This window comes from Mesorhizobium amorphae CCNWGS0123, from assembly GCF_001686985.1.
Lineage (GTDB): Bacteria > Pseudomonadota > Alphaproteobacteria > Rhizobiales > Rhizobiaceae > Mesorhizobium > Mesorhizobium amorphae.
Map to the genome: position 1 here is coordinate 909,292 of NZ_CP015318.1, position 22,760 is coordinate 932,051.

The window sequence follows — 22,760 nt, forward strand, 5'->3', positions numbered from 1 at the left end:
AAACGGTTTTCCGTCCGGAATTGCGTCAAAAACAAAGGAAAAGAGCGGTTCGGCGTTTCCGCGAAACGATGAACCGCTCTAGCGAGACCCGATGAAGACCTTCGCTCACACGCTGCTCAACCGCATCGAATTCCCGGTCCTGCTGGCCGGCCTGGTGATCGCCAGTGGGCTGTGGGGATTCGAGGAATTGATGGAGGTGGCGCGGGCGAGCACGCCGCACGCTTTCGACACCGAAATCCTGCTCGCCTTCCGCAAGGCGGGCCAACCCGACAGCCCGATCGGGCCGCCGTGGCTGGAAGGGGCGATGCGCGACATCACCAGCCTCGGCAGCGCCAGTGTGTTGGTGCTGATCACGGCAGCGGTGATCATCTATCTCTTGATGATCCGCAGGCCGGCAACGGCGCTGCTGATCTTCGTCGCCGTGGCCGGCGGCCAGGTGTTGTCCAGCCTGCTGAAGGCCGGCATCGATCGGCCGCGGCCGGATCTCGTCTCGCATCTCGTCAACGAGACGTCGTTCTCATTCCCGAGCGGCCACGCCATGCTGTCGGCGGTGACCTATCTGACGCTCGGGTCGCTGGTGGCCCGCTTCCTGCATGGGCGGACGACGAAGATCTTTGTGCTCTGCCTCGCGGTGCTGACCACCGTGCTGGTCGGGATCAGTCGCGTCTATCTCGGCGTCCACTGGCCCTCCGACGTGCTGGCCGGCTGGTGCGCCGGCTTCGCCTGGGCCATGCTGTGCTGGCTGGTGGCGCGCGTGCTGCAGCGGCGCAAAGCGGTGACGGATAGCGAATGACACATGTTTCATCTGTTTATATTGATGCTTGAAACATCATGATCCTTATATTATCCATTGACACTGCAGACTCAGACAAGGGTTCTGGCCGATGATCACTGCCGCGCAGATGCGCGCCGCAAGGGCGCTGGCCGGCATCGATCAGAAGACGCTGGCCGAGCGCGCCGGGGTTTCGCTTCCGACCATCCAGCGTATGGAAGCGAGCGACGGCGTCGTCAGGGGCGTGGTCGACACGCTGATGAAGGTCATCCAGGCCCTCGACGAGGCCGGGGTGGAGCTGATCGGCGACAACCAGGCCAGCGAGCGCGGCGGCAGGGGCGTACGCCTCAAGCCGGCGCCGCAGAACCCACAGAACTGAGCCCGCAAGAAAGTCGCGACGGCGACCGCCGACATCCTGCCGACGATCCCCGCCGCCTCCGAGACGCGGAAGGCAGTCCATGGATCAGATCCGGCGGGAGACGCATCAACCGGTACGGCCAACTTTCTCTGAACTGTTCACGCCCAAACTGGTGACGGTGCTGCGCGAGGGCTACACGCTCGAGCACTTCAGGGCCGATGCCATCGCGGGGCTGACTGTCGCCATCGTGGCGCTGCCGCTGTCGATGGCGATCGCCATTGCCTCGGGCGTGACGCCGGAGCGCGGCCTCTACACCTCGATCGTCGGCGGCTTCATCATCTCGGCGCTCGGCGGCAGCCGCTTCCAGATCGGCGGGCCGGCCGGTGCCTTTATCGTGCTGGTGGCGGCGACCACGGCGCGGGTCGGTGTCGACGGGCTGCTGCTGGCGACGATCATGGCCGGCATCTTCCTGCTCGTCATCGGTTATCTGAGGCTCGGCACCTACATCAAGTTCATCCCCTATCCGGTGACCGTCGGCTTCACCGCCGGCATCGCCGTCATCATCTTTTCCGGCCAGATCGTCGAACTGTTCGGGCTGAAGCTTGCCGGCAAGGAACCCGGGCCATTGGTGCCGAAGCTGATGGCGGTCGGCGAGGCGGCCGGCACGATCAACCTCTCGGCGACCTTCGTGGCGGTGCTGACCATCGTGGCCATCGCCTTGCTGAAGCGCTGGCGGCCGAAATGGCCGGCGATGCTGATCGCCATCGGGCTGGCCTCGGTCATCGTGGCGCTGCTTTCGCTGCCGGCGGAGACGATCGGCACCCGTTTCGGCGGCATCCCGCGCAGCCTGCCATGGCCGGCCTTCCCGTCGGTGAGCCTCGCCAGGATGATCGACGTGCTGCCGGATGCCATCGCCTTTGCGCTGCTCGGCGCGATCGAATCGCTGCTCTCGGCCGTGGTCGCCGACGGCATGACCGGACGGCGGCACCGTTCCAACTGCGAACTGGTGGCGCAAGGTTTTGCCAATATCGCATCGGCCCTGTTCGGCGGCATCTGCGCCACCGGCACCATCGCCCGCACCGCCACCAATGTGCGGGCCGGCGCGCACGGGCCGGTGTCCGGCATGATCCATGCGGTGATCCTGCTGGTGCTGATGTTGGTGGTGGCACCCTTAGCCAGCTACATTCCTCTGGCAGCGTTGGCCGGCGTGCTGGCGGTGGTGTGCTGGAACATGGTCGAGAAGCAGGCCTTCGCCACACTGCTGCGCACGTCGCGCGGCGACGCGCTGGTGCTGCTGGCGACCTTCCTGATCGTCGTCTTCCGCGATCTCACCGAGGGCATTGTCGTCGGCTTCGTGCTGGGCTCGATCCTGTTCATCGACCGCATGGCCAAGAGCATCGCGGTCGAGCCCGATCAATCGTTGGTGCCGGAGGACGTGGCCGACAGCGCCAGCGCCTATGATTCCAGCGAGGCGAGCGACGCCGACACCGTCGTCTACCGGATCTCGGGCGCATTCTTCTTCGGCGCCGCTTCGACCGTCGGCACGGTGCTCGACCGTATCGCCGACCAACGCAAGAACTTCATCCTCGACTGCTCGGCGGTGCCGTTCTTCGATTCGACCGCGGCCAATGTCATCGAGGGCGCTGCCCACAAGGCCAGGCGCGCCGGCGTGCGCTTCATCATCGCCGGCGCTTCGCCGCAGACAAGGCGCATGCTGATCAACCACGGCGTCAAACGGCCGCTGGTGACCTACGCCGCCTCGATCCGGGATGCGCGGGCGCAGTTGGCCGGGAACCGAGAGTAGCGAGCAGGATTTGCCGGTCGGTGGTCCCCTTGTCGGTGCGAGGATGTTCGCCCGTTGAATGTCAATTTTTGACCCGAAGCCGAGCTACGTCTTCCACCACGCGAACGGCAGCTTTGCGCCTTATTTCGGCCTAACAGGCAAGTTCGTCGTTGCCCTAAAGCGGACACCATCAAGCTGAGGTCGTGATTGCGACTCTCCCCGATCCGGGAAACATTCCTTTATCCAACCCCGTGGAAGGCGCGAGACGCGACCATGAGGGGGAACGGCTCAGCCCATACCAAGACGCAATAATTTAGATTACCTTTCTGGGACTGAGCTGTCGCGACCTATGGTCGGGTCGCATCACGTGGGAGACCTTCCTCCAATCTCAAAGCCGCATGCATGCGTCGATCGCTATTTCAGAAGTATTTCTTAGTCTTGTTCGCGGCGGCCATTTTTCCGATGGCCGCCGGTGGCATCAGCAACACTTGGTTCAGCTATGTCGACCAGCGTGCGATCCTCAGTGCCCTGCTGCGGTCCGAGGCAACATCGGCGGCTGACAAAATTGAGAGCTTTCTTGACAGCATCAAGATTCCGCTCGGCTCCACGATCCCCGAGGACGTGTCGGCCAATGCCGGCGTGAAACAGCTTCGGCTTCTTTTCCTGCGCGTGATGCACCAGGTCCCGGGAATTCTCAGCATCAGTTTCGTCGACGGCGCCGACGCGGAACGGCTGCACGTCTCTCGCACGGGCAAAAACAGGACAGAAAGCGGGGCGGACCGCTCGGGCGATCCCGCTGTCGTGGGCGCCAGGACGGCGAAGGTCTGGTACGGCCCAGTCATTTATCGCCAGGGTTCCGAACCGTCGGTAACCATGGCGATGGCGAATTACGACGATACAGTCCTAGAAAACACGATCATCGCCGAAATCAGTCTGAAGCCTATCTGGCTCATCGTTTCCGAAATCCGCGTGGGCCGCAGCGGCCAGGCACTTGTCGTCGACCAGACTGGCCACCTCATCGCTCACCCCGCGATCAGCAAAGTGATGCAGGGCGCCGACGAGAAAGCAGCTTTGGCGCTACGCGGATTGCAGGATGCGATCGCCGCCGCGGGCGGCACTGCGATTGCAAACCGCAACGCCGAGAATGAACGCGTTGTGACCGCTGGCGCGCCCGTTGCCGCGGCCGGGTGGACGGTATTTGTCGAGCAGTCGCAGGCAGAGGCATTTGCACCCCTATACGCTTCATTGTGGCGGACCGGCGGGTTGTTCCTCGCCGCCACAGTCCTTGCGGCGGTACTCGCCTATTGGCTTGCCAGACGGATGAGCGGGCCCATCCGATTGCTGGAAGAAGGCGCCCTCAAGATCGGTGCCGGGCAATTCGATCATCGGATCAACATTGTCACTGGAGACGAACTTGAGCGGCTGGCTGCGCGGTTCAACCAAATGGCGCAGGAACTTGCCACATCGCGGGACCGCGCGGAGCGACTGACGCGGTTGAAGCGCTTCCTTGCACCACAGGTTGCGGAACTCGTAGAGAAGGCCGGTGATGAGCGAATGCTCGCTGGACAGCGCGCAGAAATAGTCGCTGTTTTTAGCGACTTACGTGGCTTTACTGCATTTTCAGCGCACGCTGAGCCTGAGAACCTCATGCAGGTCCTGCGTGAGTACTATGAGGCGCTCGGAGCGATCATCACCAAGTATGAAGCAACACTGACCAGTTTTTCGGCGGATGGATTGATGATCCTCGTCAACGCCCCGGTTCCATGTGAAGGGCCGGCGCTTCATGCCGTAAAAATGGCTGTCGACATGCAGGATTCCACACAAGAGCTCATATCTCAGTGGCGGCAACGTGGTTACAAGATTGGCTTCGGCATGGGGCTCGCTATGGGGTGGGCAACGGTGGGTCGAATTGGCTATGAGGCCCGCGCTGACTACACCGCAATCGGCAATGTCGTGAACTTGGCATCGAGGCTGTGTTCGTCCGCTGAAGATGGACAAATCCTTATAGATTATTCCGTGGCACGCCATTTGCCTGGCAACACGCCGATCGTTGACCTCGGTACTCGCCAGTTCAAAGGCCTCGAAGGGCACGTTCGCGTCTACAATGTTGAGACGCAAAGGATTGAGCGGCCGAATTTAGGTTCTGCTGAGAATGACGCAGGGGAAAAGGGCTAGGCTCCTCTGCATCGACGTCCGCAATCGTTCTTCCCTGTACCACAAGAGGACCTACTGCTTCCGGCCCACTGCGGTCACTCGAGAACTGGCAGCGGATGACCGCTTCTGGCGCCAAGCGGAAGTTTCGTAGACCGGCCCCGAGACCTTGGCTTTCAATCGAGGCTCAGTGCCGCCACCGCGCCCTCGTTCATCAACGGCACATAGATGGTCGACTTGCCGTCGGTGCCGATGTCGGCGCTGCCCGGCTTGAAGGTCGCGATCACCTCCGGCGCACCGCCCTCATGATAGCGGTAGAGCGTGCCGGTCATGTAGGCGGTGGCATAGATGCTGTCGCCGATGGCGATGACGCCGTCGAGGTCGGCGAATTTTTGCGCGCCGGGCAGTGGCGAAATCGCCTTGGTGGCGAGATCGACCCACAGCAGGCCGCCGGGCTCGGCGGTGCTGAAATCGGGCTTGATGCCCTTGCCCCAGGAGGCGACGATCAGCCTGTTGCCGTCGGCGAAGATGCCGTTGGGCGAAGCAAGGGCGGCGTCCTTGAAGAACAGCTCCGGTCTGTCGCCGTCGATGCGGTAGATCGTGTCGGCCAGCATGTCGGTGACATAGACCTTGCCGGAGCTGTCGGCGGTCATGTCGTTGAGGAAGACGGCTTTCGGTACGTCGATGCTTGAATCCAGCTTGCCGCTGGCGAGGTCGACGACGCGGACCTTGGTGATGTCGGCGACGTAAAGCTTGCCCCCGGAGATTGCCATGCCCTTGGGTGCGTCCATGCCGTCGGTCCAATGTTGGGTGACGATCTTGCCGTCCAGCGACAGCACCGACAGATAGCCGTTGCCGTCTGCTGCGCCGGGATTGCCGGCGATGTTGGAGACGATGATGCGCTTGTTGGCGGCATCGAAGAGTGCGGATTCCGGCTGCTCGAAGCCAGAAGCGCGCCAGATTTCGCCGGCCTGGGCGGCAGGTACTGCCGCGATGCCGAAGACGGCGAGACATATCGAGGTGACGAGGGTTTTCATGGCTGATCTCCTGTGGTGACGGAGGAGAGCTAGGTTTTTCGATACTTTTCCGGAAGGCCTTTTGGCACTAGTATCGAAGATCGATACGAAATCGCGCGAAAGAGGTGCATTCCATGAACGGCCCGATCTTCGAGGCGCTGAAGCGGACGCTGAAGGCGAAAGGCCTCACCTATCGCATGCTGGCCGACCGCATGGGCGTTTCCGAGCCGACGGTGAAGCGCATCTTCCATGAGCGCAACTGCAAGCTCGACCGCCTGGTGGAGATCTGCACCGCTGCCGAGGTCGAGCTGGAGAACGTGCTGGGCGCGATGAACCGGGGACCGGGGCCGGCCAACCACGTGGCGCCGGAGATCGAGCGCAAGCTGGCGAGCCGGCCGGCGCTGCTGTTCGTCTTCATCATGCTGTCGGAGAAATTCACGCCCGAAGGCATCATGCGCTCGCAAGGCCTGAGCGAAGCTTCGATGTTCCTCTATCTGCGCGACCTCGAGGAGCTCGGACTGGTCGCGCTCGGCCGCGGCCTTTCGGCGAGGCTGCTGGTCGAGACGCCGATCCAGTGGAATTTCGAAGGACCGCTCAGGCCGCTGTTCGAGGCGACCAACAAGAATTTCATCGGCTGGGCGATCAACCATCTGCAGCGTGAGGCGACATTCGTCAGCTTCTCCCGGCGGATGCGGCCGGAGACGGCCGAGATGGTCAGACGCGAGGCGGAGGAACTGGCGGAGCGCGCAAAGCTGCTGGCTCATCACGACCAGCACACGACGCCCGAAGACGCGCTTATCGGCTACAAATGGACCTTTGCGTTCGGCGCGACGCCCTTTCCGGCGATCATGCCGGTTGGTCCGCACCCTAGGGATGCCGGTGCTTCCGACCGGCCCGCCGCTGCTGCAAAGGGACGCCGTCCTTTGCCGGCCTGACACGGCCAAGCCTCCGCCTGTCCTGCTTTGGTTTTCACCAAGATCTCTTGTCTGGACGTTTTTGCTCTTTTCAGCCGCGTTTCAAAAATGAAACCACATTCATGATAGAGTTAGCGCACTGATTTGCCAGATTGTAGAGGGCGGGTTTGCCGAATGCGTGACGCGTCCCCGTGAAATCGAAGTGATCCCATGCCGAGCGCGCCAACACTTGAGCTTCGCCGCTATTCGCGCCTGAAAAATTTGCGGGCGCGCGCAGAACGCCAGGGTGCTGCATTGCAGTTCTGGGCGCGTACGGCATCGCTCGCTGCGATCTCCTGCTTCTTTTCATTGATCAGCCGCTGGGATGCCTCGCTGCTCTTCGTGCTGGCGGGCCTGGTGCTGTTCCAGCTCGTCGGCCTGATCCAGTTTCTCTTTGCGCGCCGTCGCACGGCTCCATGGTGGCTCGGGTACCTCGTCGGTACGCTGGACATCGTTCTGTTGACCGTTCTGCTGATAACGCCCAACCCGTTTTCCCTGGAGGTCGCGCCGGCCGCGATGCAACTGCGCGAGGGCAGCTTCAAATTCCTGCTGATTTTCGTATGCCTTGGCGCGCTGACCCTTTCGACACGATTGGCACTCTATCTCGGCGCGCTCGCGGCCTTGACGTGGGCGATCGGCGTGGGATGGGTGATTTTTCATCCGGGAACCGTCATTCCGGCGACGAACCTCTATTCGCTACCGGTGACAGAGCGACTGAACCTCTATCTTAACCCCAATTTCGTCGATACTTTCGCGCAGGCGACCAACGTGTTGGTCGTGCTGATTATCGGCGCGATCATGGCGCTGGTCGTCTTTCGTTCCCGACATCTGTCGGAAGACTATGTCAAGGCAGAGCGCGCCCGCGCCAATCTCGCCCGGCATTTTTCGCCCAATGTAGTCGACCAGCTCGCCAGCGATGACGAGCCCTTCGGCCCGGTCCGCCGGCAGGACATCGCGGTGCTGTTCGCCGACATTGTCGGCTTCACACACTATTCCGAGGATCATCCGGCCGAAGCAGTGTTCGAACTTCTGCGTCAGTTCCACCGTCGCATGGAACAGGTCGTTTTCGACCACAATGGCACCGTCGACAACTATATCGGCGATTGCATCATGGCGACATTCGGGGTTCCGCAAGCCAGCCATGACGACGCGACTCGGGCCATCCAGTGCGCTGAAGCGATGATCGCCGCTCTCGAAAACTGGAATGTGCAGCGGGTGTCCAGGGGATACCCGTCGCTGGACGTTCGGATCGGTGCACAGTATGGCGCAGTCGTCATCGGTGCGGTCGGCAGCGAGCGCAATCTGTCCTTCGCGGTGGTGGGCGACACCGTCAACGTCGCCAGCCGTTTGCAGTCGCTCTGCCGTGAGCTTCAGGCGAACATTTGCTTCGGGTCACGACTGATTGAGGCCGCGAAGGCGGAATCGCCCACGACACAGTTGAATGCGCGCGATCATGGACCGGTGAGCATCCGCGGCCGGGACGAACCTGTCCATGTCTGGGTCGAACACAGAGCCGAAAACCAGGGCGCTATTGCGGTTTCGGCATGATGTAGGTCGCCATGTAAACGCCTGCGCCACAGCCGGATAGGGGCATGTCCTGGCCAAGCCCGAAAGCCGTCACGTGTCTGAGGCGATTGCGCCAGCCGTCGCGGCTGCGGCGTCTGTGCTTGCCTTGTCGTCCCAGGTCACCGCCCGGTAGTCGAAGCCATATTCCAGCGTCGGCTTGACGATGCGGAAGAAGGGCGACAGGTCGAAATCGCGCGGCGTGTAGAGCGAGTGGTGGCGGATGTGCAGGATTTCCCGGCGCATATAGCTCGACTGCGCCGAAGCGCGGCCGGGCGCGCGCGTGACCTCGGGCAGGATCGGATAGCGTATCTGGCCATAAGCCTCGGCAATCAGCGTCGAGCAGATCGCCCGCGTCGGGTCGCCGGAGCCGAAGGCCAGCATGCGGCGGCGCCAGCGAACCGGCACCGGCGGCGTCGGCAGGAAGAAGCGCAGCATGTCGAAAATGTTCTTGAGATCGTATTTCAACCCGAGCTTGCCGATCATGAAGGCGACGACCTTGTCGCGGTCTTCCGGCGCCAGGCCGCTCGCCCGGCAGATGCGGGTGTTGTAGGTGCGGTAGCGCGACAGCGGCACGGCGACGCAACCCTCGCCGAGGGTGACCTCGATCAGGCGCCGCCGCTCCGACCCGTCCTCGGGTTCCGCCAGGGCGTCGCCGACATAGAAGGCCGCGTGCGACCAGGTCGACTGCGTCAAATACTTGATGACCGCCGAAATCTTCTGGTTGCCCTCGATGAGCAGGATGTCGCCGGGCTGGAGCGTGCGCCGCAGCGTTTCGGCGTCGGACGGCGTGTACGGCTCGTAGCCGGAGGATTCATCCTGCAGCCGGCCGGCAAGCCAGCGGCCAAGGCGATCGAGAAGCGTTTCGGCGGGCGCGGTCATCGTAGATGGCGATTAGCACAGACCGGCGGTGTGGACCATGATCAGCTGGCGACGGGCAAGCCAGCATCTTCCTGAGCCGCGCCTGCCAGGTCTTCGCGCACCTTGCGGGCGAGCTTTTTCGTCGACCGCTTGGGGCTGTCGCCGAACAATTCGGCCGCGTCGGCGAGGCAGGTCTTTCTCAGGCTCTTTTCCGAGCGCTTCAGCAGCTTGGCGAGAAGCTTTGTGTCCTCGGGCGAACCGAGTGGCTCACCATCGGCATCGAGAAGCGCGCGCATGACGAACACGTCGTGCAGGTCGCCCAGCTGCTCGCCCAGTTCGTCGACCGCCTTGCGCCTGGCCTTGATCGGCGTCGGCCACAGCCGGCCGAGCAGCGACAGATGCATGCTGTGGGTCTTGGCCGCCTTGCGCAAATCGTGGAAATCATCGGCCGCGCCGCGGGAGCCTGCCCTGTCCAGCGCCTTGCGAGCCCGGCGCAAGGTGGCGCGGGCGCCGTCGGCGAGGATATCGGCGGCCTGTTCCGGCTGGTCGGGCAGGACCAGCCTGTCGATGTGGCCGAGACCTTCCGCGCAAGCGGCGGTCGCAGCACCTATGGCGGCGTCGAGTCCGGCGCCCGCATGCATCTCGTGCTGGCGCACCACCAGCCGGTCGCGGACGGGATCAAGACCGCCACCGGCGCTCTGCTCGGGAAAGCTCTTTGCAAGCCGGTCGATGGTCTCGATCAGCGCCGTCGCCTCGCGCGGGCCGGCCAGCAGGGCCGATACATGGCGGTAGCACTCGTTCTCGGTCTTGCAGAACGCCTCGTCTCCAGAACGGACCAGGCGCAGCAGGGCGCGGGCGTTCTTCAGCCGCTTGCGGCATTTGTGCAGCGCCTTCTCGGGGTTGTCGCGCGCCGCATCCAGATGGGCGAGCGACTTGCCAACCTCTTCGGCGAGGATACGCCTGACCTCGCCGGTCAGCGGCAGGCGCGGGTCTATGCGAAAGCTCATGCGGCGATCTCCGGAATCCCCCCAAGGGCGAGCGACGCGTTGTAGAATCTGTGCTCGCCGGTGACTTCCCGGCCGAGCCAATCTGGCAGCATTTCGTCCGGCACGTCTTCCGGCGTCTCGAGTTCAGCGACCACAAGCCCCGCCAGCATTCCGCCGAATACATCGACTTCATAGAGATAGCCGCGGTGCCTAACATGGTGGCGTGTCTTCTCGATGACACGTCCGATGGCGAATGCCCGCATCTCCTCGGCCTCGGCCAGCGGGATCGGATATTCGAACTCGTCGCGCTCGCGCGCCTTGCTGCCGAATTTGAGCGTCAGTTCGGCAGAAGTGCCGTCGCTGATGCGCACGCGGACCGTGCGGCCGGGCGCGGCGGCAAGGTAAAATTGTCGAATCCGAATATCCGCCTCGACCAGCTCACGCCAGGCGGCGCCGGAGACCAGGAATTTGCGCTCGACTTCCTTGCCCATGGCCGGGCACTAAAGCGCGGGCGCCCCGAGATGGCAAGTCGAAGCTGAGAATCAATTTGACTTTAATCAATCGATTGATTAAATACGATTGATGAGCAAGAAACCGAGCGCCAAACCTTCGCTTCGCGAAGCTTCGCCTGCCGACCAGACACGCGCTGCGCTGGTGCATGCGGCACTCAAGCTGTTCGGGCGGCAAGGCTTCGACGGCACTTCGACACGCGAGATCGCGGCCGAGGCGAAAGCCAATATCGGCTCGATCGCCTACCACTTCGGCGGCAAGGAAGGGCTGCGCGCCGCCGCCGCCGACTATATCGTCGACACCATCCAGGTGATAGCCGGGCAGGCCACCGGCGCGGCCCAGGCGGCCTCACCGGCCACTCCCGAGGCGGCGCGGGCGCAGCTCTTCACGGCGCTGGAGCGGATGGTGGGCTTCATCGTGGCAAGCCCGCAGGCCGGCGAGATCGTACAATTCGTACTTAGGGAATTGTCACATCCGACAGCGGCGCTCGACCGCATCTATGCCGGTGTGTTCGAGCCAACGCATCGCCGGCTCTGCCAGGTGTGGGAGCAAGCGACGGGCGAGGCGGCCGAAAGCGAGGCTACCCGGCTCACCGTGTTCACGCTGATCGGCCAGGTCATCTATTTCCGCATCGGCCGCGAGGCGGTCATGCGCAGGATGGGCTGGAACGAGATCGGCGAGGCCGAGGCCGCCAAGGTGGTGGCGGTGACGGCGGACAATCTCGGCGCGATCCTCGCCGCCCATAGTCCGGCCGCCCGCAAGGAGGGCAAATCATGAGTTTTCTTTGTTCGCTGCCGCTTGCCGCCCAGCTGTTCGGCGCCTGCGCGCCGGCCGCACCTTTAGCCGTCGGCTATGTCGAGGGCGACTATGTGCTGCTGGCACCGATCGAGGTGGCGCAAGTCGCGACGGTCGCGGTCAAACGCGGCGATCGGGTAGCCCCGGGCACGCCCGTGGTGACACTGGAAGACGCCGACGCCAAGATCGCGGTGGCGCAGGCGGAAGCTGCACTCGCCCAAGCGCAGGCGCAACTTGCGGACTTGCAGGTCGGCAAGCGTCCGGAAGAAATCGCGGTGCTCAAGGCGCAAGTCGACATGGCCAAGGCGCAGGCCACCGACGCCAGGCGCAGATATGACCGCGCCAGCGACCTGTTCAAGCGCGGCACCGGCACGCAGGCTGACTATGACACGGCCTCCGCCACGCTGGAGACCGCCAATGCGCAGGTCGGCCAGGCGGAGGCCAATCTCGCCGTCGGCGGCCTGCCGGCGCGCGCCGAGACGATCAAGGCCGCCGACAACCAGGTCAAGCAGGCGCAGTCGGCGCTGGAGCAAGCGCAATGGCGGCTGTCCAAGCGCGTGCTGGCCGCACCTTCGCCCGGTCGCGTCAACGACGTGATCCGCAATCCGGGCGACACCGCCGGGCCGACCGCGCCGGTGATTTCGATGCTGCCGGACGGCGCGGTGAAGCTCAGCGTCTACATTCCGGAAAGCGCCTTTTCCTCGGTCAAGGTCGGCACGCTGCTCGGCGTCCATTGCGACGGCTGCGGGCCGGATGTGAAGGCGCGCGTCAGCTATGTCTCACCCGACCCGGAGTTCACGCCGCCGGTGATCTATTCGCTCGAGAACCGGCAGAAGCTGGTCTATCTTGTCGAGGCGCGGCCGGAGGGCGATGCGGGGCCCCTGCAGCCCGGACAGATCGTCGACGTCGATCTGGCGGATGGCGCAAAATGAACGCCATCGACGTCCATGGCCTGGTCAAGCGCTTCGGCGACAAGACCGTCGTCGACCACGTGACGATGACGGTGGCCGAAGGCGAGATCGTCGGCTTCCTCGGGCCGAACGGCTCAGGAAAGACGACGACCATCCGCATCATGTGCGGGCTGCTGACGCCGGACGAAGGCGAGGGCACCGTGCTCGGCTTCGACATCCGCACCGACAGCCTCAGCATCAAACGCGAAGTCGGCTACATGACGCAGAAATTCTCGTTCTACGAAGATCTGACGATCGGCGAGAACCTCGAATTCGTGGCCCGGCTCTACCGGTTGAAGCCGGTGGAGGACCATGTGGCGCGGACGCTGGAAGACCTCGGCCTGACCACGCGCCGCAACCAGTTGGCCGGCACACTGTCGGGCGGCTGGAAGCAGCGGCTGGCGCTTGCCGCCTGCATCATGCACAAGCCGAAGCTGCTTTTGCTCGACGAGCCGACCGCGGGCGTAGACCCGAAGGCGCGGCGCGAATTCTGGGACGAGATCCACCGGCTGGCGAGCGGCGGGTTGACCGTATTGGTCTCCACCCATTACATGGACGAGGCCGAGCGCTGCCACCGCATCAGCTACATCTCCTACGGCAAGATGCTGGCCACCGGCACGGTCGACGAGGTGGTGAAGAATGCCGGGCTGACCACCTTCGTCCTGATGGGGCCGCGTCTCGACCAGGTGGCCGAAGCGCTGCAGGGCCGGCCCGGCGTCGACCAGGTGGCGCCGTTCGGTGCCACGCTGCATGTCGTCGGCTCCGACAGGAAGGCGCTGCAGGCAGCACTTGCCGACATCGAGAAGAAGCACAAGGGCGTCACGGTGGCGCCAGGCGAAACCAGCCTCGAAGACGTCTTCATCCAGTTCATGTCCGGTTCGAAGGACAATATGGCATGAACAGCCTCTTTTCCTTCGCCCGGCTCGGCGCCCTGCTGATCAAGGAGTTCATCCAGATGCGGCGCGACCGCATCACCTTCGCCATGATGCTGGGCGTGCCGCTGATGCAGCTGGTGCTGTTCGGCTATGCCATCAACAACGACCCGAAGAGCCTGCCGGCCGCACTGGTGGCGACGAGCAGCGACCCCTATACGCGGGCCATGGTCTCGGGGCTGCAGACCACCGGTTACTACCGCTTCGACTATGTCGCGCAAAGTGCCGAGGAAGCCGAATTCCTGATGTCGCGCGGCGATGTCGCCTTCGTCGTCACCATCCCCGCCGATTTCGCCCGCAGGGTCGAGCGCGGCGACAATCCGCAGATCCTGATCGAGGCCGACGCCACCGACCCGGCGGTGGCCAGCGGCGCCATCTCGACGCTCGGCACCGTCGCCAACCAGGCGCTGCTTCGGGCGCGCGGCATGCAGGAGGCCGCCGCCGAGAGCGCCAAGGGCCAGCTCGAAGTGGTGGTGCACCGGCGCTACAACCCCGAAGGCATCTCGCAATACAACATCGTGCCTGGCCTGCTCGGCGTCATCCTGCAGATGACGATGGTGATGATGACTTCGATCGCGCTGACGCGCGAGACCGAGCGCGGCACGATGGAGAACCTTCTGGCGATGCCCTCCAGCCCGCTGGAGATCATGATGGGCAAGGTGCTGCCCTATCTGGTGGTAGGCGCCGTGCAGGTGGTGGTGGTGCTGGCGGCGGCAAAACTTCTGTTCGCCATTCCCTTCACCGGCTCGATGTCGCTGCTCTTGACCGCCGTGCTGATCTTCGTGCTGGCGCTGGTGCTGCTCGGCTACACGATCTCGACGATCGCCCGCACGCAGATGCAGGCGCTGCAGCTGACTTTCTTCTTCTTCCTGCCGTCGATCATGCTGTCCGGCTTCATGTTCCCCTATCGCGGCATGCCGGACTGGGCGCAGCTGTTCGGCGAGATCCTGCCGCTGACGCATTTTTTGCGCATTATCCGCGCGGTGATGCTGAAAGGCGCCGAACTGCCGGCGGTGGCGACCGAGATCGGCTGGCTGGTGGTGTTCGTGGCTTTGTTTGCCGGCGTGGCGCTAGTGCGGTTCAGGCGGACTCTGGATTAGGGTCAGGAAATGCATGGACTCTGGATGCCTATCGGGGCTGTGCGCGGCACCCGAATTGGATAGAGTGGCGGCCCCTATGCATCGTCGGGCGGGCGCTCCCATGAAAGCCGTCGATACTGCAGAGATCATCTTTCTGGTCGACAACGCGACCGACAGTCTCTCGTCGAATCCTGGTTTCGTCGAGACCGAGTTCGCCCGCCACCGCCGACAAGGGATGCAATGGCTAACCGGGAAATGCCTGTGCTGCGCCGCGCATGGGTTGTCCTGCTTGATCACCGCCCGGACTGGACCCGCCAGCCGCTCACTCCTGTTCGACACTGGGCCCGAGGAATGGGTGTTTGAGCGCAACGTTGTCAGGCTCGGCGTCGATCTAGGGGAAGTCGGCGCGGTGATGCTGTCGCATGGTCACTGGGATCATGCAGGTGCAATGCCGCGCGCCCTCCAAATGATCACGATGAGCAATGGCGGACAGCGTATCCCGACCTACATGCACCCCGGTATGTTCGCCTTGCGCGCAACCAAATCCGGCGATGGGCAGTTTCGGCCGATGGAACTGGTGCCGAGCGTGGATGTCCTGTCCGGAAACGGCGCCGATGTCATCATTACCCGAGATGAGCTGCTGCTTTTTGACGAGACGTTCTATGTGAGCGGCGAAATCCCTCGCGTGACCCGGTTCGAACGCGGGTTTCCCGGCCAGTATCGCCAGAGCGCGGCAGGCAGTTGGGAGCCGGACGAAGTAATGCCGGACGAGCGTTTCGTGGCGATCAACGTGGCCGGCAAGGGGCAAGTCGTCTTCACCGCCTGCTCGCACGCCGGCCTGATCAACGTTCTGACGCACGCCAAGGCGCGGTTTCCGGATATCCCGCTCTACGCCGTGTTTGGCGGCTTCCACCTCTCCGGGATCACCGAGCCAAGTATCCCGGAGACGGTCGAAGCGCTGGCGCAGTTTGACCTGCAATTGATATCACCCGGGCACTGCACGGGTTGGCGCGCCACGAGCGCACTTGCGGCCGCCTATGGCGAGAGGGTCGTTCCATCTGCGGTCGGCAAGACGTTCGTGCTTTGACGACCCCCGTGGGCAGAGCTATTGGCCCCATGCCCTCCGATCCTTGCAAGGTGGAAAGAGGTGCGCGACCTCGAACCGGTCTTCACCCTAGGCCGCCGCCATGATTTCCGCATAGGTGCCGAAATCGACATTGCCGCCCGACAGCACCACGGCGACGCACTTGCCTGCCAGCTCGATCTCGCCCGATGACAGTGCTGCCAGCGCCACACTGCCGCCGGGCTCGACGACCAGCTTGAGATTGGCCATGGCGTCGCGCATCGCCTGTCGCGTTGCCTGGTCGGAGACGGCAACGACGCCGGAAAGGTTTTTGCGGTTGATCTCGAAGGTGATCGCGCCCGGCTCGGCGACGAGAAGCGCATCGCAGATCGATTGATGACCGGGCTCATTCGTCACCCTGGCGCCCTTAGCCAGCGAGCGGCGGGTGTCGTCGAAATGCTCGGGCTCCACCCCCCAGACCGCGGTGCCCGGCGAAGCGTCCTTGACCGCGATCGAAATGCCGCTGGAGAGGCCGCCGCCACCGCAGGGGATAACGACCGCGTCGAGGCTCGCGCCAAGCGCCTTTGCTTGGCGTACAAGTTCGAGGCCGATCGTGCCCTGGCCGGCGATGATACTGGGATCGTCGTAGGGCGGCACAAGAACCATGCCCTGTTCGACGTAAGGGCGAACGACGGTCATGCGGTCCTCGCGGACGCGATCGAAATGCACCACCTCGGCGCCCATCTTGCGGACATTGGCGATCTTCATCGCCGGCGCGTCGGCCGGCATGGCGATGATCGCCTTGACGCCGAACATCGCCGCGGAGGCGGCCACGCCTTGCGCGTGGTTGCCTGAGGAGAAGGCGACGACGCCGCGGCTGCGTTCCTCCTCGGTGAGCGAAGACAGCTTGTTGTAGGCGCCGCGGAATTTGAACGAGCCGGTGCGCTGCAGCGTCTCCGGCTTGAACAGGATGCGGCCGCCGAAGCGCTTGTTGAGTTCTTGCGATTCGATCAATGGCGTTTCGACGATCAGGCCGGAAAGGCGCGTGGCGGCGTGGTGAATGTCGGCAATGCCGGGAAGGGTAGCGGTCATGCGGGTGCCTTGCAGGAAGGTGGGTCCATTCATGGTGCACGGAAAATACGGCAGCATGCCAACGAAAAAATGTGACCGTTACAAAATCGCCTTTGCCTCAGCCGAGGCCCGCTGCCTCCGGCAGCTCCACGGTTCTTACCCCAGCAGCGTCTTCCGCCGGGCTCCGCCGGCCTTGCGCCAGGCGTTGAAGCGGTGGGTGGCGGCGGCGAAGGAGATCTTCATCTGTTGGGCGACCGAATAGCGCGACTTGCCGTCGTCGAACATACGGTAGCAGCATTCGACGCCTTCCTCGGTCAGCTTGCCGTCGGGGGTCTTGTTGTGCGGGTTGGCGGGGTCGAATTTTTCGACCTGCTGCTCGACGAGGCCTTTCAGGCGTTGCAGGTCGGCCTCTATGCTGGCGATGAGATCGAGGACGGGCTTTGGGTCAAAAGGGTGCGCGTGCGGCTTTTCAGTCATCCGTGATTCCTTTGTTTGGCTTAGGTTCGGGTATATAGGCGAACCTTCGCCAATAATGAAGGCCTCGTGGCAACTGCTTGGTTCAACATTTTTTGAACTCCGGGCGATCGCGATTGACCAGCAACGGATGAAGCCATAGTTTAGAACTATTCTAATCTGGGTGACTTCCTCATGCTTTCACGTGTCTTCGGCTTCGGTCGCCGTTCTTTCGATTCGCTGTCGGAGCAGGAGATCCTGGCGCTGGCCATCTCGTCCGAGGAGGATGACGGGCGCATCTACCGCGCCTATGCCGACGGGCTGGCGGAGAGCTTTCCGCAATCGGCCAAGGTGTTCGAGGCGATGGCGGAAGAGGAGGACGGCCACCGCGACTCGTTGATCGAGCTTTTCCGCAAGCGTTTCGGCGAGCGCATCCCACTGATCCGGCGCGATCATGTGAAGGGCTATTACGAGCGCAAGCCCGACTGGCTGGTCAGGCCGCTTGGCATCGACGCCGTGCGTCGGCAAGCCGAGGCGATGGAGCGGCAGGCCTATCTGTTCTATGTCGAGGCGGCCAAACGCACCACCGACGCCTCGACCCGAAAGCTGCTCGACGATCTGGCCGCGGCCGAACAAGGCCATGAGAGCTCGGCACACCAGCTTGAACAAAAACATGTGCCGGGCGAGGTCAAGGACGAGGAGGCGAGCGCAGAGCAGCGCCAGTTCATCCTGACCTATGTGCAGCCCGGACTGGCCGGGCTGATGGACGGGTCGGTGTCGACGCTGGCGCCGATCTTCGCCGCGGCCTTCGCAACCCATGACACGTTCCAGACTTTCCTGGTCGGGCTTGCCGCCTCGATCGGCGCCGGCATCTCGATGGGATTTACCGAGGTCGCCTCCGACGACGGCAAACTGTCGGGCCGCGGCTCGCCGGTGAAGCGCGGGCTGACCGTCGGCATCATGACGACGCTCGGTGGCCTCGGCCACGCGCTGCCCTATCTCATCCCGTTGTTCTGGACGGCGACCGCGGTGGCGGCCGTGGTGGTGTTCTTCGAACTCTGGACGATCGCCTTCGTGCAGAACCGCTATATGCAAACGCCATTCTGGCGCGCCGCCTTCCAGGTGGTGCTGGGCGGCGCGCTGGTGTTTGCTGCGGGCGTGCTGATCGGGAACGCTTAGCGATCCCCTCACCCATTCACCACCCGGCTGTCCGCTGGCGCCTCGGCCCTCTCAGTCAGTCCATAGTCACGCACGACATGGGCAATGCGCAGACGATAGCCGGCAAAGATTCCGCCACGGCCGGCCTTCTGCGCCTGCCTGTGCTCCCCCGTGTTGCGCCAGGCCTTGACCGAGTCCTCGTCGCGCCAGAACGACAGTGACAGGACGCGGTTCGGATCGACAAGGCTCTGGAAGCGCTCGATCGAGATGAAGCCGTCGATGCCGTCGAGCAGCGGCCGCAGTTCGGCGGCTATGCCGAGATAGGCGTCGCGACGGCCCGCCGCCGGCTCGACCTCGAAGATGACGGCGATCACGGCAGCACCAATTTGGCGTGCGGCCCGGAGGCGAGCTTCAGGAACATGCGATCCTCCTTCAGGATGAATTTTTCCCGCTTCGCGAGTTCGTAGTTTGCCTTGCCGGCCGGATCGGCGGCAAGCCTGGCGCGGTAGGCTTCGTAGGCCGCGAGGCTTTCGATGTTGTAGGCGGCGTAGGCGGTGGTGGCCGAGCCTTCATGCGGCGAGAAATAGCCGATCAGGTCGGCGCCGCAGCGCGGGATGACCTGCCCCCAGTTGCGCGCATATTCCTCGAATGCCGCCTTGCCGAACGGGTCGATCTCGTAGCGGATGAAACAGGTGATGGTCATTTTCGTCTCCTCGTCGGCTTGGGTCTGTTACGGCGACACTTCGAGCACGGTCGAAACATTGCGCGCTTGCCTGTGCTAGGCGATTCGATGTCAGGAGCGTTGCGGCGGTCATCGCCATCTCCTTGATCTGATCGCAGGATAGTGGTTTTCTCGCGGGGATGCTTCGATGGAGATGAAACTATGCGTGAAGGACCCGACATAGCCCGCATCGCCAGCCTGGTCGGCGATCCGGCGCGGGCAAACATGCTCTCTGCGCTGATGGGCGGAACGGCTCTGACCGCATCAGAGCTGGCGCTGGAGGCCGGCGTGTCGCTGCCGACCGCATCGTCGCATCTGTCGAAACTGATGGAGGGCGGCTTGCTGACTTTGGCCAGCCAGGGGCGGCACCGCTATTACGGCCTCGCCGGGCCGCAGGTGGCCGGCATGATCGAGGCAATCACCGGCGTCGCGGAAGCCGTCGGTCCCAAGCGGGTGCGGCCGGGCCCGCGCGACGCGGCCATGCGCGTGGCGCGCGTCTGCTACGACCATCTCGCCGGCGAGCAGGCCGTGGCTATGCTCGATCGCCTCGTCGACAGGAAGGTGCTGCTGCGCGACGACAAGGAAATCCGGCTCGGGCATTCGGCCGCGGCGCATTTCTCGGCACTCGGCATCGATGTCGAGGCCAAGGCGCGCCGGCCGGTGTGCCGCGCCTGCCTCGACTGGAGCGTGCGGCGCTCGCACCTCGCCGGCACGCTGGGCGCAGCGATCCTCGACAAGATCCTCGCCGAAAAATGGGCACGACGCGAAAAGGACAGCCGGGCGGTGGTGTTTTCACCGGGGGGAAGACGGCAGTTTGAGAGGGTGTTTTTGGGCTGAGCGGCTTCGTCATCCACGGGCGGAGCAAGGAGCGTAGCGACGCAGCGCAGACCCGAGGATCCATGCCGTGGCCTCCGAACGCCGCAACGGTGCAGAACCTAGGAGACGTCAGCGGGAAGTCGGCCATTCTGAGCCGCCGAATTCTTCGGTAAACGTCACGGCATGGATCCTAGGGTCTACACTCCGCTTCGCGTTCGCTCCGCCCTAGGATGACGAAATCATAGTGCCCGCTTGAGTGGCTTACCAAGCTTGAAGAAATCCTTCCATGGGTCGGCTTCCGCCAGTCGCTTCAGCGTCGCCTTGTCGCCGACCGCAAAAGCGTTCGGCGCCAGCCCGGCCTCGATCTCCGCCCAGGTCACCGGCATCGACACCGTCGCGCCCTTCTTGGCCCGCGACGAATAGGGCGTGACCGTCGTCGAGCCGCGGCCATTGCGCAGATAGTCGACGAAGATTTTTCCGGTGCGCGCCTTCTTCGACAGCGTCGCCGTGTAGCGGTCGGGTGCGGCCTGTTCCAGCGCGCGGGCGAAATCATGGGCGAAGGTCTTCGCCTCGTCCCAATCCGCCGAGGGTTTCAGCGGTACGACGACATGGTAGCCCTTGCCGCCGGACGTCTTGACGAGGTTCGGCAAGGACAGTTCGTCGAGCCGGACGTGGATGTCGAGTGCGGCCTCACGCACGGCCTTGACGCCGACACCTTCATCCGGATCGAGATCGAAGATGATCTGGTCCGGCTTCTCCAGTTCCTCGACGGTGCAGCCCCAGATGTGGACCTCGACAACGCCGTACTGGACCAGCGCGGCGAGGCCGTCGAAATCCCGGATGAACAAGATCTCCTCGCCGTCCATCGGATCCTTCATCCTCAAGATCTTGTCGTGCATGCCGGCGGAAGCGTGCTTCTGGAAGAAGCGTGGCCCCCCGATGCCGTCCGGCGCCCGCACCAGGCTGAGCGGCCGGCTGACGACGAATTGTTCCATGCGCGGCCAGACCAGCGCGTAGTGATCGAGCAGACCTTGCTTGGAAACCTTCTCGTCGGGCCACAGCAGCTTGTCGGGGTGCGAAAGCTTCACCGAGGTCTTCACGGCTCCGGCCGAAGTGGCCCTCGGGGCCGCCTTGGTGCCATCCGCTTTCGAGTTGCTCCCGGCCTTGCCGGTGGCTTGCTTCGGCTTTTCCTGCACGACTTCCTCCGGCGGCTTGTCCTCACGCAATCCCTGGAACGAGGCGTGGCGGATCATACGGTCGGATGTCCAACTGCGGAACTCCACTTCGCCGACGAGTTCGGGCTCGACCCAGACCAGTCCCTTGCCTTTCGGCACGGCGGCGGAGAAAGGCGAGGTTTTTGCCTTGAGGCCGTCGAGCCGCTTCTTCAGATCCGCGGCCACCTTGCCGGAGAAACCGGTGCCGACGCGGCCGGCGTAGTGCAGCTTGCCGCCTTCATGATAACCAACCAGCAGCGAGCGCAGGCCACGTCCGGTCTTGTCGGATGGCAGATAGCCGCCGATGACGAATTCCTGGCGCAGCGTGCATTTCGACTTCACCCAGGTCAGACCGCGGCCGCTGCGGTAAGGCGCATCGGCGCGTTTGGAAACGACGCCTTCCAGGCCCATCCGGCAGACATGCTGCAGCATGACCTTGCCCGGTTCGGCGAAATGGTCACTGAAGCGCAGCGCCGATTGCTCGGACTGCTCGCCGAGCAGTTCCGCCAGGGCCTGCTTGCGTTCGACCAGCGGCTCGCGGCGCAGATCCTGGCCGTTGAGCCGCATCAGGTCGAAGACATAGTAGACGAAGCGATCCGTCCGGCGGGCCGACAGGTCCGCCTGCAGCAGGGCGAAAGACGAGACGCCGCTGTCGGCGAGCACGACGACCTCGCCATCGACGATGGCATCCCGGCACTTCAGGCTGGCAAGCGCGGCGGTGACCGGGCCGTCGAATTTCCCGGTCCAGTCGAGACCGGCGCGGGTCAGCAGCCTGACCTCGCTGCCGGCAAGTTGGGCCTGCATGCGATAGCCGTCGAACTTCACTTCATGCAACCACTCCTCACCGGAAGGCGCGTTCTTCTGCAGAGTGGCGAGGCTTGGTTCAATGAAGCCGAGGCGCTTGGCGTGACCGGCTTTAGGCTTGCCAGCAGCCGGCCTGTTGGAATGCCAGACCTCGGCCTTCTTTCCTTTCGCCGTCTTGCCCGCGCCCACCTCCTCGACCGTCAGGCCCGACTTCACCGATTTCGGCGCGTCTTTCAGAATGTCCTCGCCGGGGCGCGCGGCGGCATCGTCGGACTTGATCAGCAGCCAGTTGTCGCGCTTTTCGCCGGAGCGAGGCTTCAGCCTGACGAGATGCCAGCGGCCATGCAATTTGTGGCCCTTCAGCTCGAAGCCGATATGGCCCTTCTTCATCGCCTTGGCCGGATCCATCTCGGGCACCCATTTGCCCTCGTCCCAGACGATGACGGAACCGCCGCCATACTCGCCCTTGGGAATGGTGCCTTCGAACGGCGCATAGTCGATCGGATGGTCCTCGACATGCACGGCCAGCCGTTTCTCATGCGGATCGAGGCTCGGGCCGCGCGTCACCGCCCAGCTCCACAACACGCCGTCATGCTCGAGGCGCAGATCGTAGTGCAGCCTTGTCGCCGCATGCTTGTGGATGACGAAGATACCGCCGGCCGTTTTCCCGGCCCGCGAGACCTTGCCCGCCGGCTCGGTGGTTTTCCGGAAGTCGCGCTTGGCTTGGTACTGTTCGAGGCCGGCCATGGGG

At 63.8% G+C, this 22,760-nt stretch carries 22 protein-coding genes; 13 read left to right on the forward strand and 9 right to left on the reverse strand.

The annotated features are described in order from the left end of the window. The first annotated feature begins 91 nt into the window (after nt 1-91). From A6B35_RS04370 to A6B35_RS04385, 4 genes are all read left to right on the forward strand, one after another. Nucleotides 92-793 (forward strand): phosphatase PAP2 family protein, encoded by a 702-nt coding sequence (locus A6B35_RS04370; RefSeq protein WP_006200569.1) that lies wholly within the window; start codon nt 92-94, stop codon nt 791-793. A 91-nt stretch (nt 794-884) separates the two neighbouring features. Next, entirely contained in the window at nt 885-1,151 is a 267-nt protein-coding gene (locus A6B35_RS04375; RefSeq protein WP_006200570.1) for a helix-turn-helix domain-containing protein, read from the forward strand. Nucleotides 1,152-1,230: 79 nt separating this feature from the next. Beyond that, a complete protein-coding gene (locus tag A6B35_RS04380) occupies nt 1,231-2,934 on the forward strand; it encodes a SulP family inorganic anion transporter (RefSeq protein WP_006200571.1) in 1,704 nt (567 codons plus the stop codon). Between the two features lie 381 nt (nt 2,935-3,315). Beyond that, the gene (locus A6B35_RS04385; protein ID WP_006200572.1) at nt 3,316-5,088 is read left to right on the forward strand and encodes an adenylate/guanylate cyclase domain-containing protein; all 1,773 of its coding nucleotides are present in this window, start codon (nt 3,316-3,318) and stop codon (nt 5,086-5,088) included. Between the two features lie 152 nt (nt 5,089-5,240). Here A6B35_RS04385 and A6B35_RS04390 read toward each other — a convergent pair whose 3' ends face one another. Further along, nucleotides 5,241-6,101, reverse strand: coding sequence for an SMP-30/gluconolactonase/LRE family protein (locus A6B35_RS04390; RefSeq protein ID WP_006200573.1), 861 nt, complete (start codon nt 6,099-6,101; stop codon nt 5,241-5,243). 113 nt (nt 6,102-6,214) lie between these two features. On the opposite strand from A6B35_RS04390, the gene A6B35_RS04395 reads away from it, so the two are divergent. Continuing rightward, on the forward strand, nt 6,215-7,015 hold the full coding sequence (locus A6B35_RS04395) for a helix-turn-helix domain-containing protein (RefSeq protein WP_006200574.1): 801 nt from the start codon (nt 6,215-6,217) through the stop codon (nt 7,013-7,015). Between the two features lie 360 nt (nt 7,016-7,375). After that, nucleotides 7,376-8,581 (forward strand): adenylate/guanylate cyclase domain-containing protein, encoded by a 1,206-nt coding sequence (locus tag A6B35_RS04400; protein ID WP_244897073.1) that lies wholly within the window; start codon nt 7,376-7,378, stop codon nt 8,579-8,581. A 69-nt stretch (nt 8,582-8,650) separates the two neighbouring features. On the opposite strand, the gene A6B35_RS04405 is transcribed toward A6B35_RS04400, so the two are convergent. Genes A6B35_RS04405 through A6B35_RS04415 form a run of 3 tightly spaced genes read right to left on the reverse strand, consistent with a single transcriptional unit; the run spans nt 8,651 to nt 10,934 of the window. Further along, nucleotides 8,651-9,478, reverse strand: a complete 828-nt coding sequence (locus A6B35_RS04405) for a C40 family peptidase (protein ID WP_006200576.1) — start codon at nt 9,476-9,478, stop codon at nt 8,651-8,653. A gap of 41 nt (nt 9,479-9,519) precedes the next feature. Then, the gene (locus tag A6B35_RS04410) at nt 9,520-10,464 is read right to left on the reverse strand and encodes a CHAD domain-containing protein (RefSeq protein ID WP_006200577.1); all 945 of its coding nucleotides are present in this window, start codon (nt 10,462-10,464) and stop codon (nt 9,520-9,522) included. Further along, entirely contained in the window at nt 10,461-10,934 is a 474-nt protein-coding gene (locus A6B35_RS04415) for a CYTH domain-containing protein (RefSeq protein WP_006200578.1), read from the reverse strand. Before A6B35_RS04415 ends, A6B35_RS04410 begins: the two co-directional genes overlap by 4 nt. Before the next feature lie 91 nt (nt 10,935-11,025). Here A6B35_RS04415 and A6B35_RS04420 point away from each other — a divergent pair, with 91 nt between their 5' ends. The 5 genes from A6B35_RS04420 (at nt 11,026) to A6B35_RS04440 (ending at nt 15,796) form a co-directional block, all read left to right on the forward strand. Beyond that, on the forward strand, nt 11,026-11,730 hold the full coding sequence (locus A6B35_RS04420) for a CerR family C-terminal domain-containing protein (RefSeq protein ID WP_006200579.1): 705 nt from the start codon (nt 11,026-11,028) through the stop codon (nt 11,728-11,730). Beyond that, complete coding sequence (locus tag A6B35_RS04425; protein ID WP_006200580.1) at nt 11,727-12,680, forward strand: HlyD family secretion protein; 954 nt, start codon at nt 11,727-11,729, stop codon at nt 12,678-12,680. The genes A6B35_RS04420 and A6B35_RS04425 overlap by 4 nt, the downstream gene beginning before the upstream one ends. Next, complete coding sequence (locus A6B35_RS04430; RefSeq protein ID WP_006200581.1) at nt 12,677-13,597, forward strand: ABC transporter ATP-binding protein; 921 nt, start codon at nt 12,677-12,679, stop codon at nt 13,595-13,597. Before A6B35_RS04425 ends, A6B35_RS04430 begins: the two co-directional genes overlap by 4 nt. After that, complete coding sequence (locus A6B35_RS04435) at nt 13,594-14,730, forward strand: ABC transporter permease (RefSeq protein WP_006200582.1); 1,137 nt, start codon at nt 13,594-13,596, stop codon at nt 14,728-14,730. The genes A6B35_RS04430 and A6B35_RS04435 overlap by 4 nt, the downstream gene beginning before the upstream one ends. 100 nt (nt 14,731-14,830) lie before the next feature. After that, nucleotides 14,831-15,796: an MBL fold metallo-hydrolase gene (locus tag A6B35_RS04440; RefSeq protein WP_006200583.1), complete on the forward strand. Its 966-nt coding sequence runs from the start codon at nt 14,831-14,833 to the stop codon at nt 15,794-15,796. An 87-nt stretch (nt 15,797-15,883) separates the two neighbouring features. Here the strand turns inward: A6B35_RS04440 and A6B35_RS04445 are convergent, their stop codons facing one another. Next, nucleotides 15,884-16,864: a threonine/serine dehydratase family protein gene (locus A6B35_RS04445; protein ID WP_006200584.1), complete on the reverse strand. Its 981-nt coding sequence runs from the start codon at nt 16,862-16,864 to the stop codon at nt 15,884-15,886. A 135-nt stretch (nt 16,865-16,999) separates the two neighbouring features. Continuing rightward, nucleotides 17,000-17,320 (reverse strand): hypothetical protein, encoded by a 321-nt coding sequence (locus tag A6B35_RS04450; protein ID WP_006200585.1) that lies wholly within the window; start codon nt 17,318-17,320, stop codon nt 17,000-17,002. 171 nt (nt 17,321-17,491) lie between these two features. Here A6B35_RS04450 and mbfA point away from each other — a divergent pair, with 171 nt between their 5' ends. Continuing rightward, a complete protein-coding gene (mbfA, locus tag A6B35_RS04455) occupies nt 17,492-18,475 on the forward strand; it encodes an iron exporter MbfA (protein WP_006200586.1) in 984 nt (327 codons plus the stop codon). Between the two features lie 8 nt (nt 18,476-18,483). Here the strand turns inward: mbfA and A6B35_RS04460 are convergent, their stop codons facing one another. Beyond that, nucleotides 18,484-18,828, reverse strand: a complete 345-nt coding sequence (locus A6B35_RS04460) for an antibiotic biosynthesis monooxygenase family protein (protein WP_006200587.1) — start codon at nt 18,826-18,828, stop codon at nt 18,484-18,486. Next, the gene (locus A6B35_RS04465) at nt 18,825-19,157 is read right to left on the reverse strand and encodes an NIPSNAP family protein (RefSeq protein ID WP_006200588.1); all 333 of its coding nucleotides are present in this window, start codon (nt 19,155-19,157) and stop codon (nt 18,825-18,827) included. The genes A6B35_RS04460 and A6B35_RS04465 overlap by 4 nt, the downstream gene beginning before the upstream one ends. Nucleotides 19,158-19,337: 180 nt before the next feature. On the opposite strand from A6B35_RS04465, the gene A6B35_RS04470 reads away from it, so the two are divergent. Then, entirely contained in the window at nt 19,338-20,012 is a 675-nt protein-coding gene (locus A6B35_RS04470) for an ArsR/SmtB family transcription factor (protein WP_006200589.1), read from the forward strand. A 218-nt stretch (nt 20,013-20,230) separates the two neighbouring features. Here A6B35_RS04470 and ligD read toward each other — a convergent pair whose 3' ends face one another. Then, nucleotides 20,231-22,756 (reverse strand): DNA ligase D, encoded by a 2,526-nt coding sequence (gene ligD / locus A6B35_RS04475; RefSeq protein WP_006200590.1) that lies wholly within the window; start codon nt 22,754-22,756, stop codon nt 20,231-20,233. Nucleotides 22,757-22,760: the final 4 nt, after the last annotated feature.

Bases quoted from the DNA above. Each gene is read 5' to 3' on its own strand.
- A6B35_RS04370 (WP_006200569.1), top strand. From the start codon at position 92: ATGAAGACCTTCGCTCACACGCTGCTCAACCGCATCGAATTCCCGGTC.
- A6B35_RS04375 (WP_006200570.1), top strand. From the start codon at position 885: ATGATCACTGCCGCGCAGATGCGCGCCGCAAGGGCGCTGGCCGGCATC.
- A6B35_RS04380 (WP_006200571.1), top strand. From the start codon at position 1,231: ATGGATCAGATCCGGCGGGAGACGCATCAACCGGTACGGCCAACTTTC.
- A6B35_RS04385 (WP_006200572.1), top strand. From the start codon at position 3,316: ATGCGTCGATCGCTATTTCAGAAGTATTTCTTAGTCTTGTTCGCGGCG.
- A6B35_RS04390 (WP_006200573.1), bottom strand. From the start codon at position 6,101: ATGAAAACCCTCGTCACCTCGATATGTCTCGCCGTCTTCGGCATCGCG.
- A6B35_RS04395 (WP_006200574.1), top strand. From the start codon at position 6,215: ATGAACGGCCCGATCTTCGAGGCGCTGAAGCGGACGCTGAAGGCGAAA.
- A6B35_RS04405 (WP_006200576.1), bottom strand. From the start codon at position 9,478: ATGACCGCGCCCGCCGAAACGCTTCTCGATCGCCTTGGCCGCTGGCTT.
- A6B35_RS04410 (WP_006200577.1), bottom strand. From the start codon at position 10,464: ATGAGCTTTCGCATAGACCCGCGCCTGCCGCTGACCGGCGAGGTCAGG.
- A6B35_RS04415 (WP_006200578.1), bottom strand. From the start codon at position 10,934: ATGGGCAAGGAAGTCGAGCGCAAATTCCTGGTCTCCGGCGCCGCCTGG.
- A6B35_RS04420 (WP_006200579.1), top strand. From the start codon at position 11,026: ATGAGCAAGAAACCGAGCGCCAAACCTTCGCTTCGCGAAGCTTCGCCT.
- A6B35_RS04425 (WP_006200580.1), top strand. From the start codon at position 11,727: ATGAGTTTTCTTTGTTCGCTGCCGCTTGCCGCCCAGCTGTTCGGCGCC.
- A6B35_RS04430 (WP_006200581.1), top strand. From the start codon at position 12,677: ATGAACGCCATCGACGTCCATGGCCTGGTCAAGCGCTTCGGCGACAAG.
- A6B35_RS04435 (WP_006200582.1), top strand. From the start codon at position 13,594: ATGAACAGCCTCTTTTCCTTCGCCCGGCTCGGCGCCCTGCTGATCAAG.
- A6B35_RS04440 (WP_006200583.1), top strand. From the start codon at position 14,831: ATGAAAGCCGTCGATACTGCAGAGATCATCTTTCTGGTCGACAACGCG.
- A6B35_RS04445 (WP_006200584.1), bottom strand. From the start codon at position 16,864: ATGACCGCTACCCTTCCCGGCATTGCCGACATTCACCACGCCGCCACG.
- A6B35_RS04450 (WP_006200585.1), bottom strand. From the start codon at position 17,320: ATGACTGAAAAGCCGCACGCGCACCCTTTTGACCCAAAGCCCGTCCTC.
- mbfA (WP_006200586.1), top strand. From the start codon at position 17,492: ATGCTTTCACGTGTCTTCGGCTTCGGTCGCCGTTCTTTCGATTCGCTG.
- A6B35_RS04465 (WP_006200588.1), bottom strand. From the start codon at position 19,157: ATGACCATCACCTGTTTCATCCGCTACGAGATCGACCCGTTCGGCAAG.
- A6B35_RS04470 (WP_006200589.1), top strand. From the start codon at position 19,338: ATGCGTGAAGGACCCGACATAGCCCGCATCGCCAGCCTGGTCGGCGAT.
- ligD (WP_006200590.1), bottom strand. From the start codon at position 22,756: ATGGCCGGCCTCGAACAGTACCAAGCCAAGCGCGACTTCCGGAAAACC.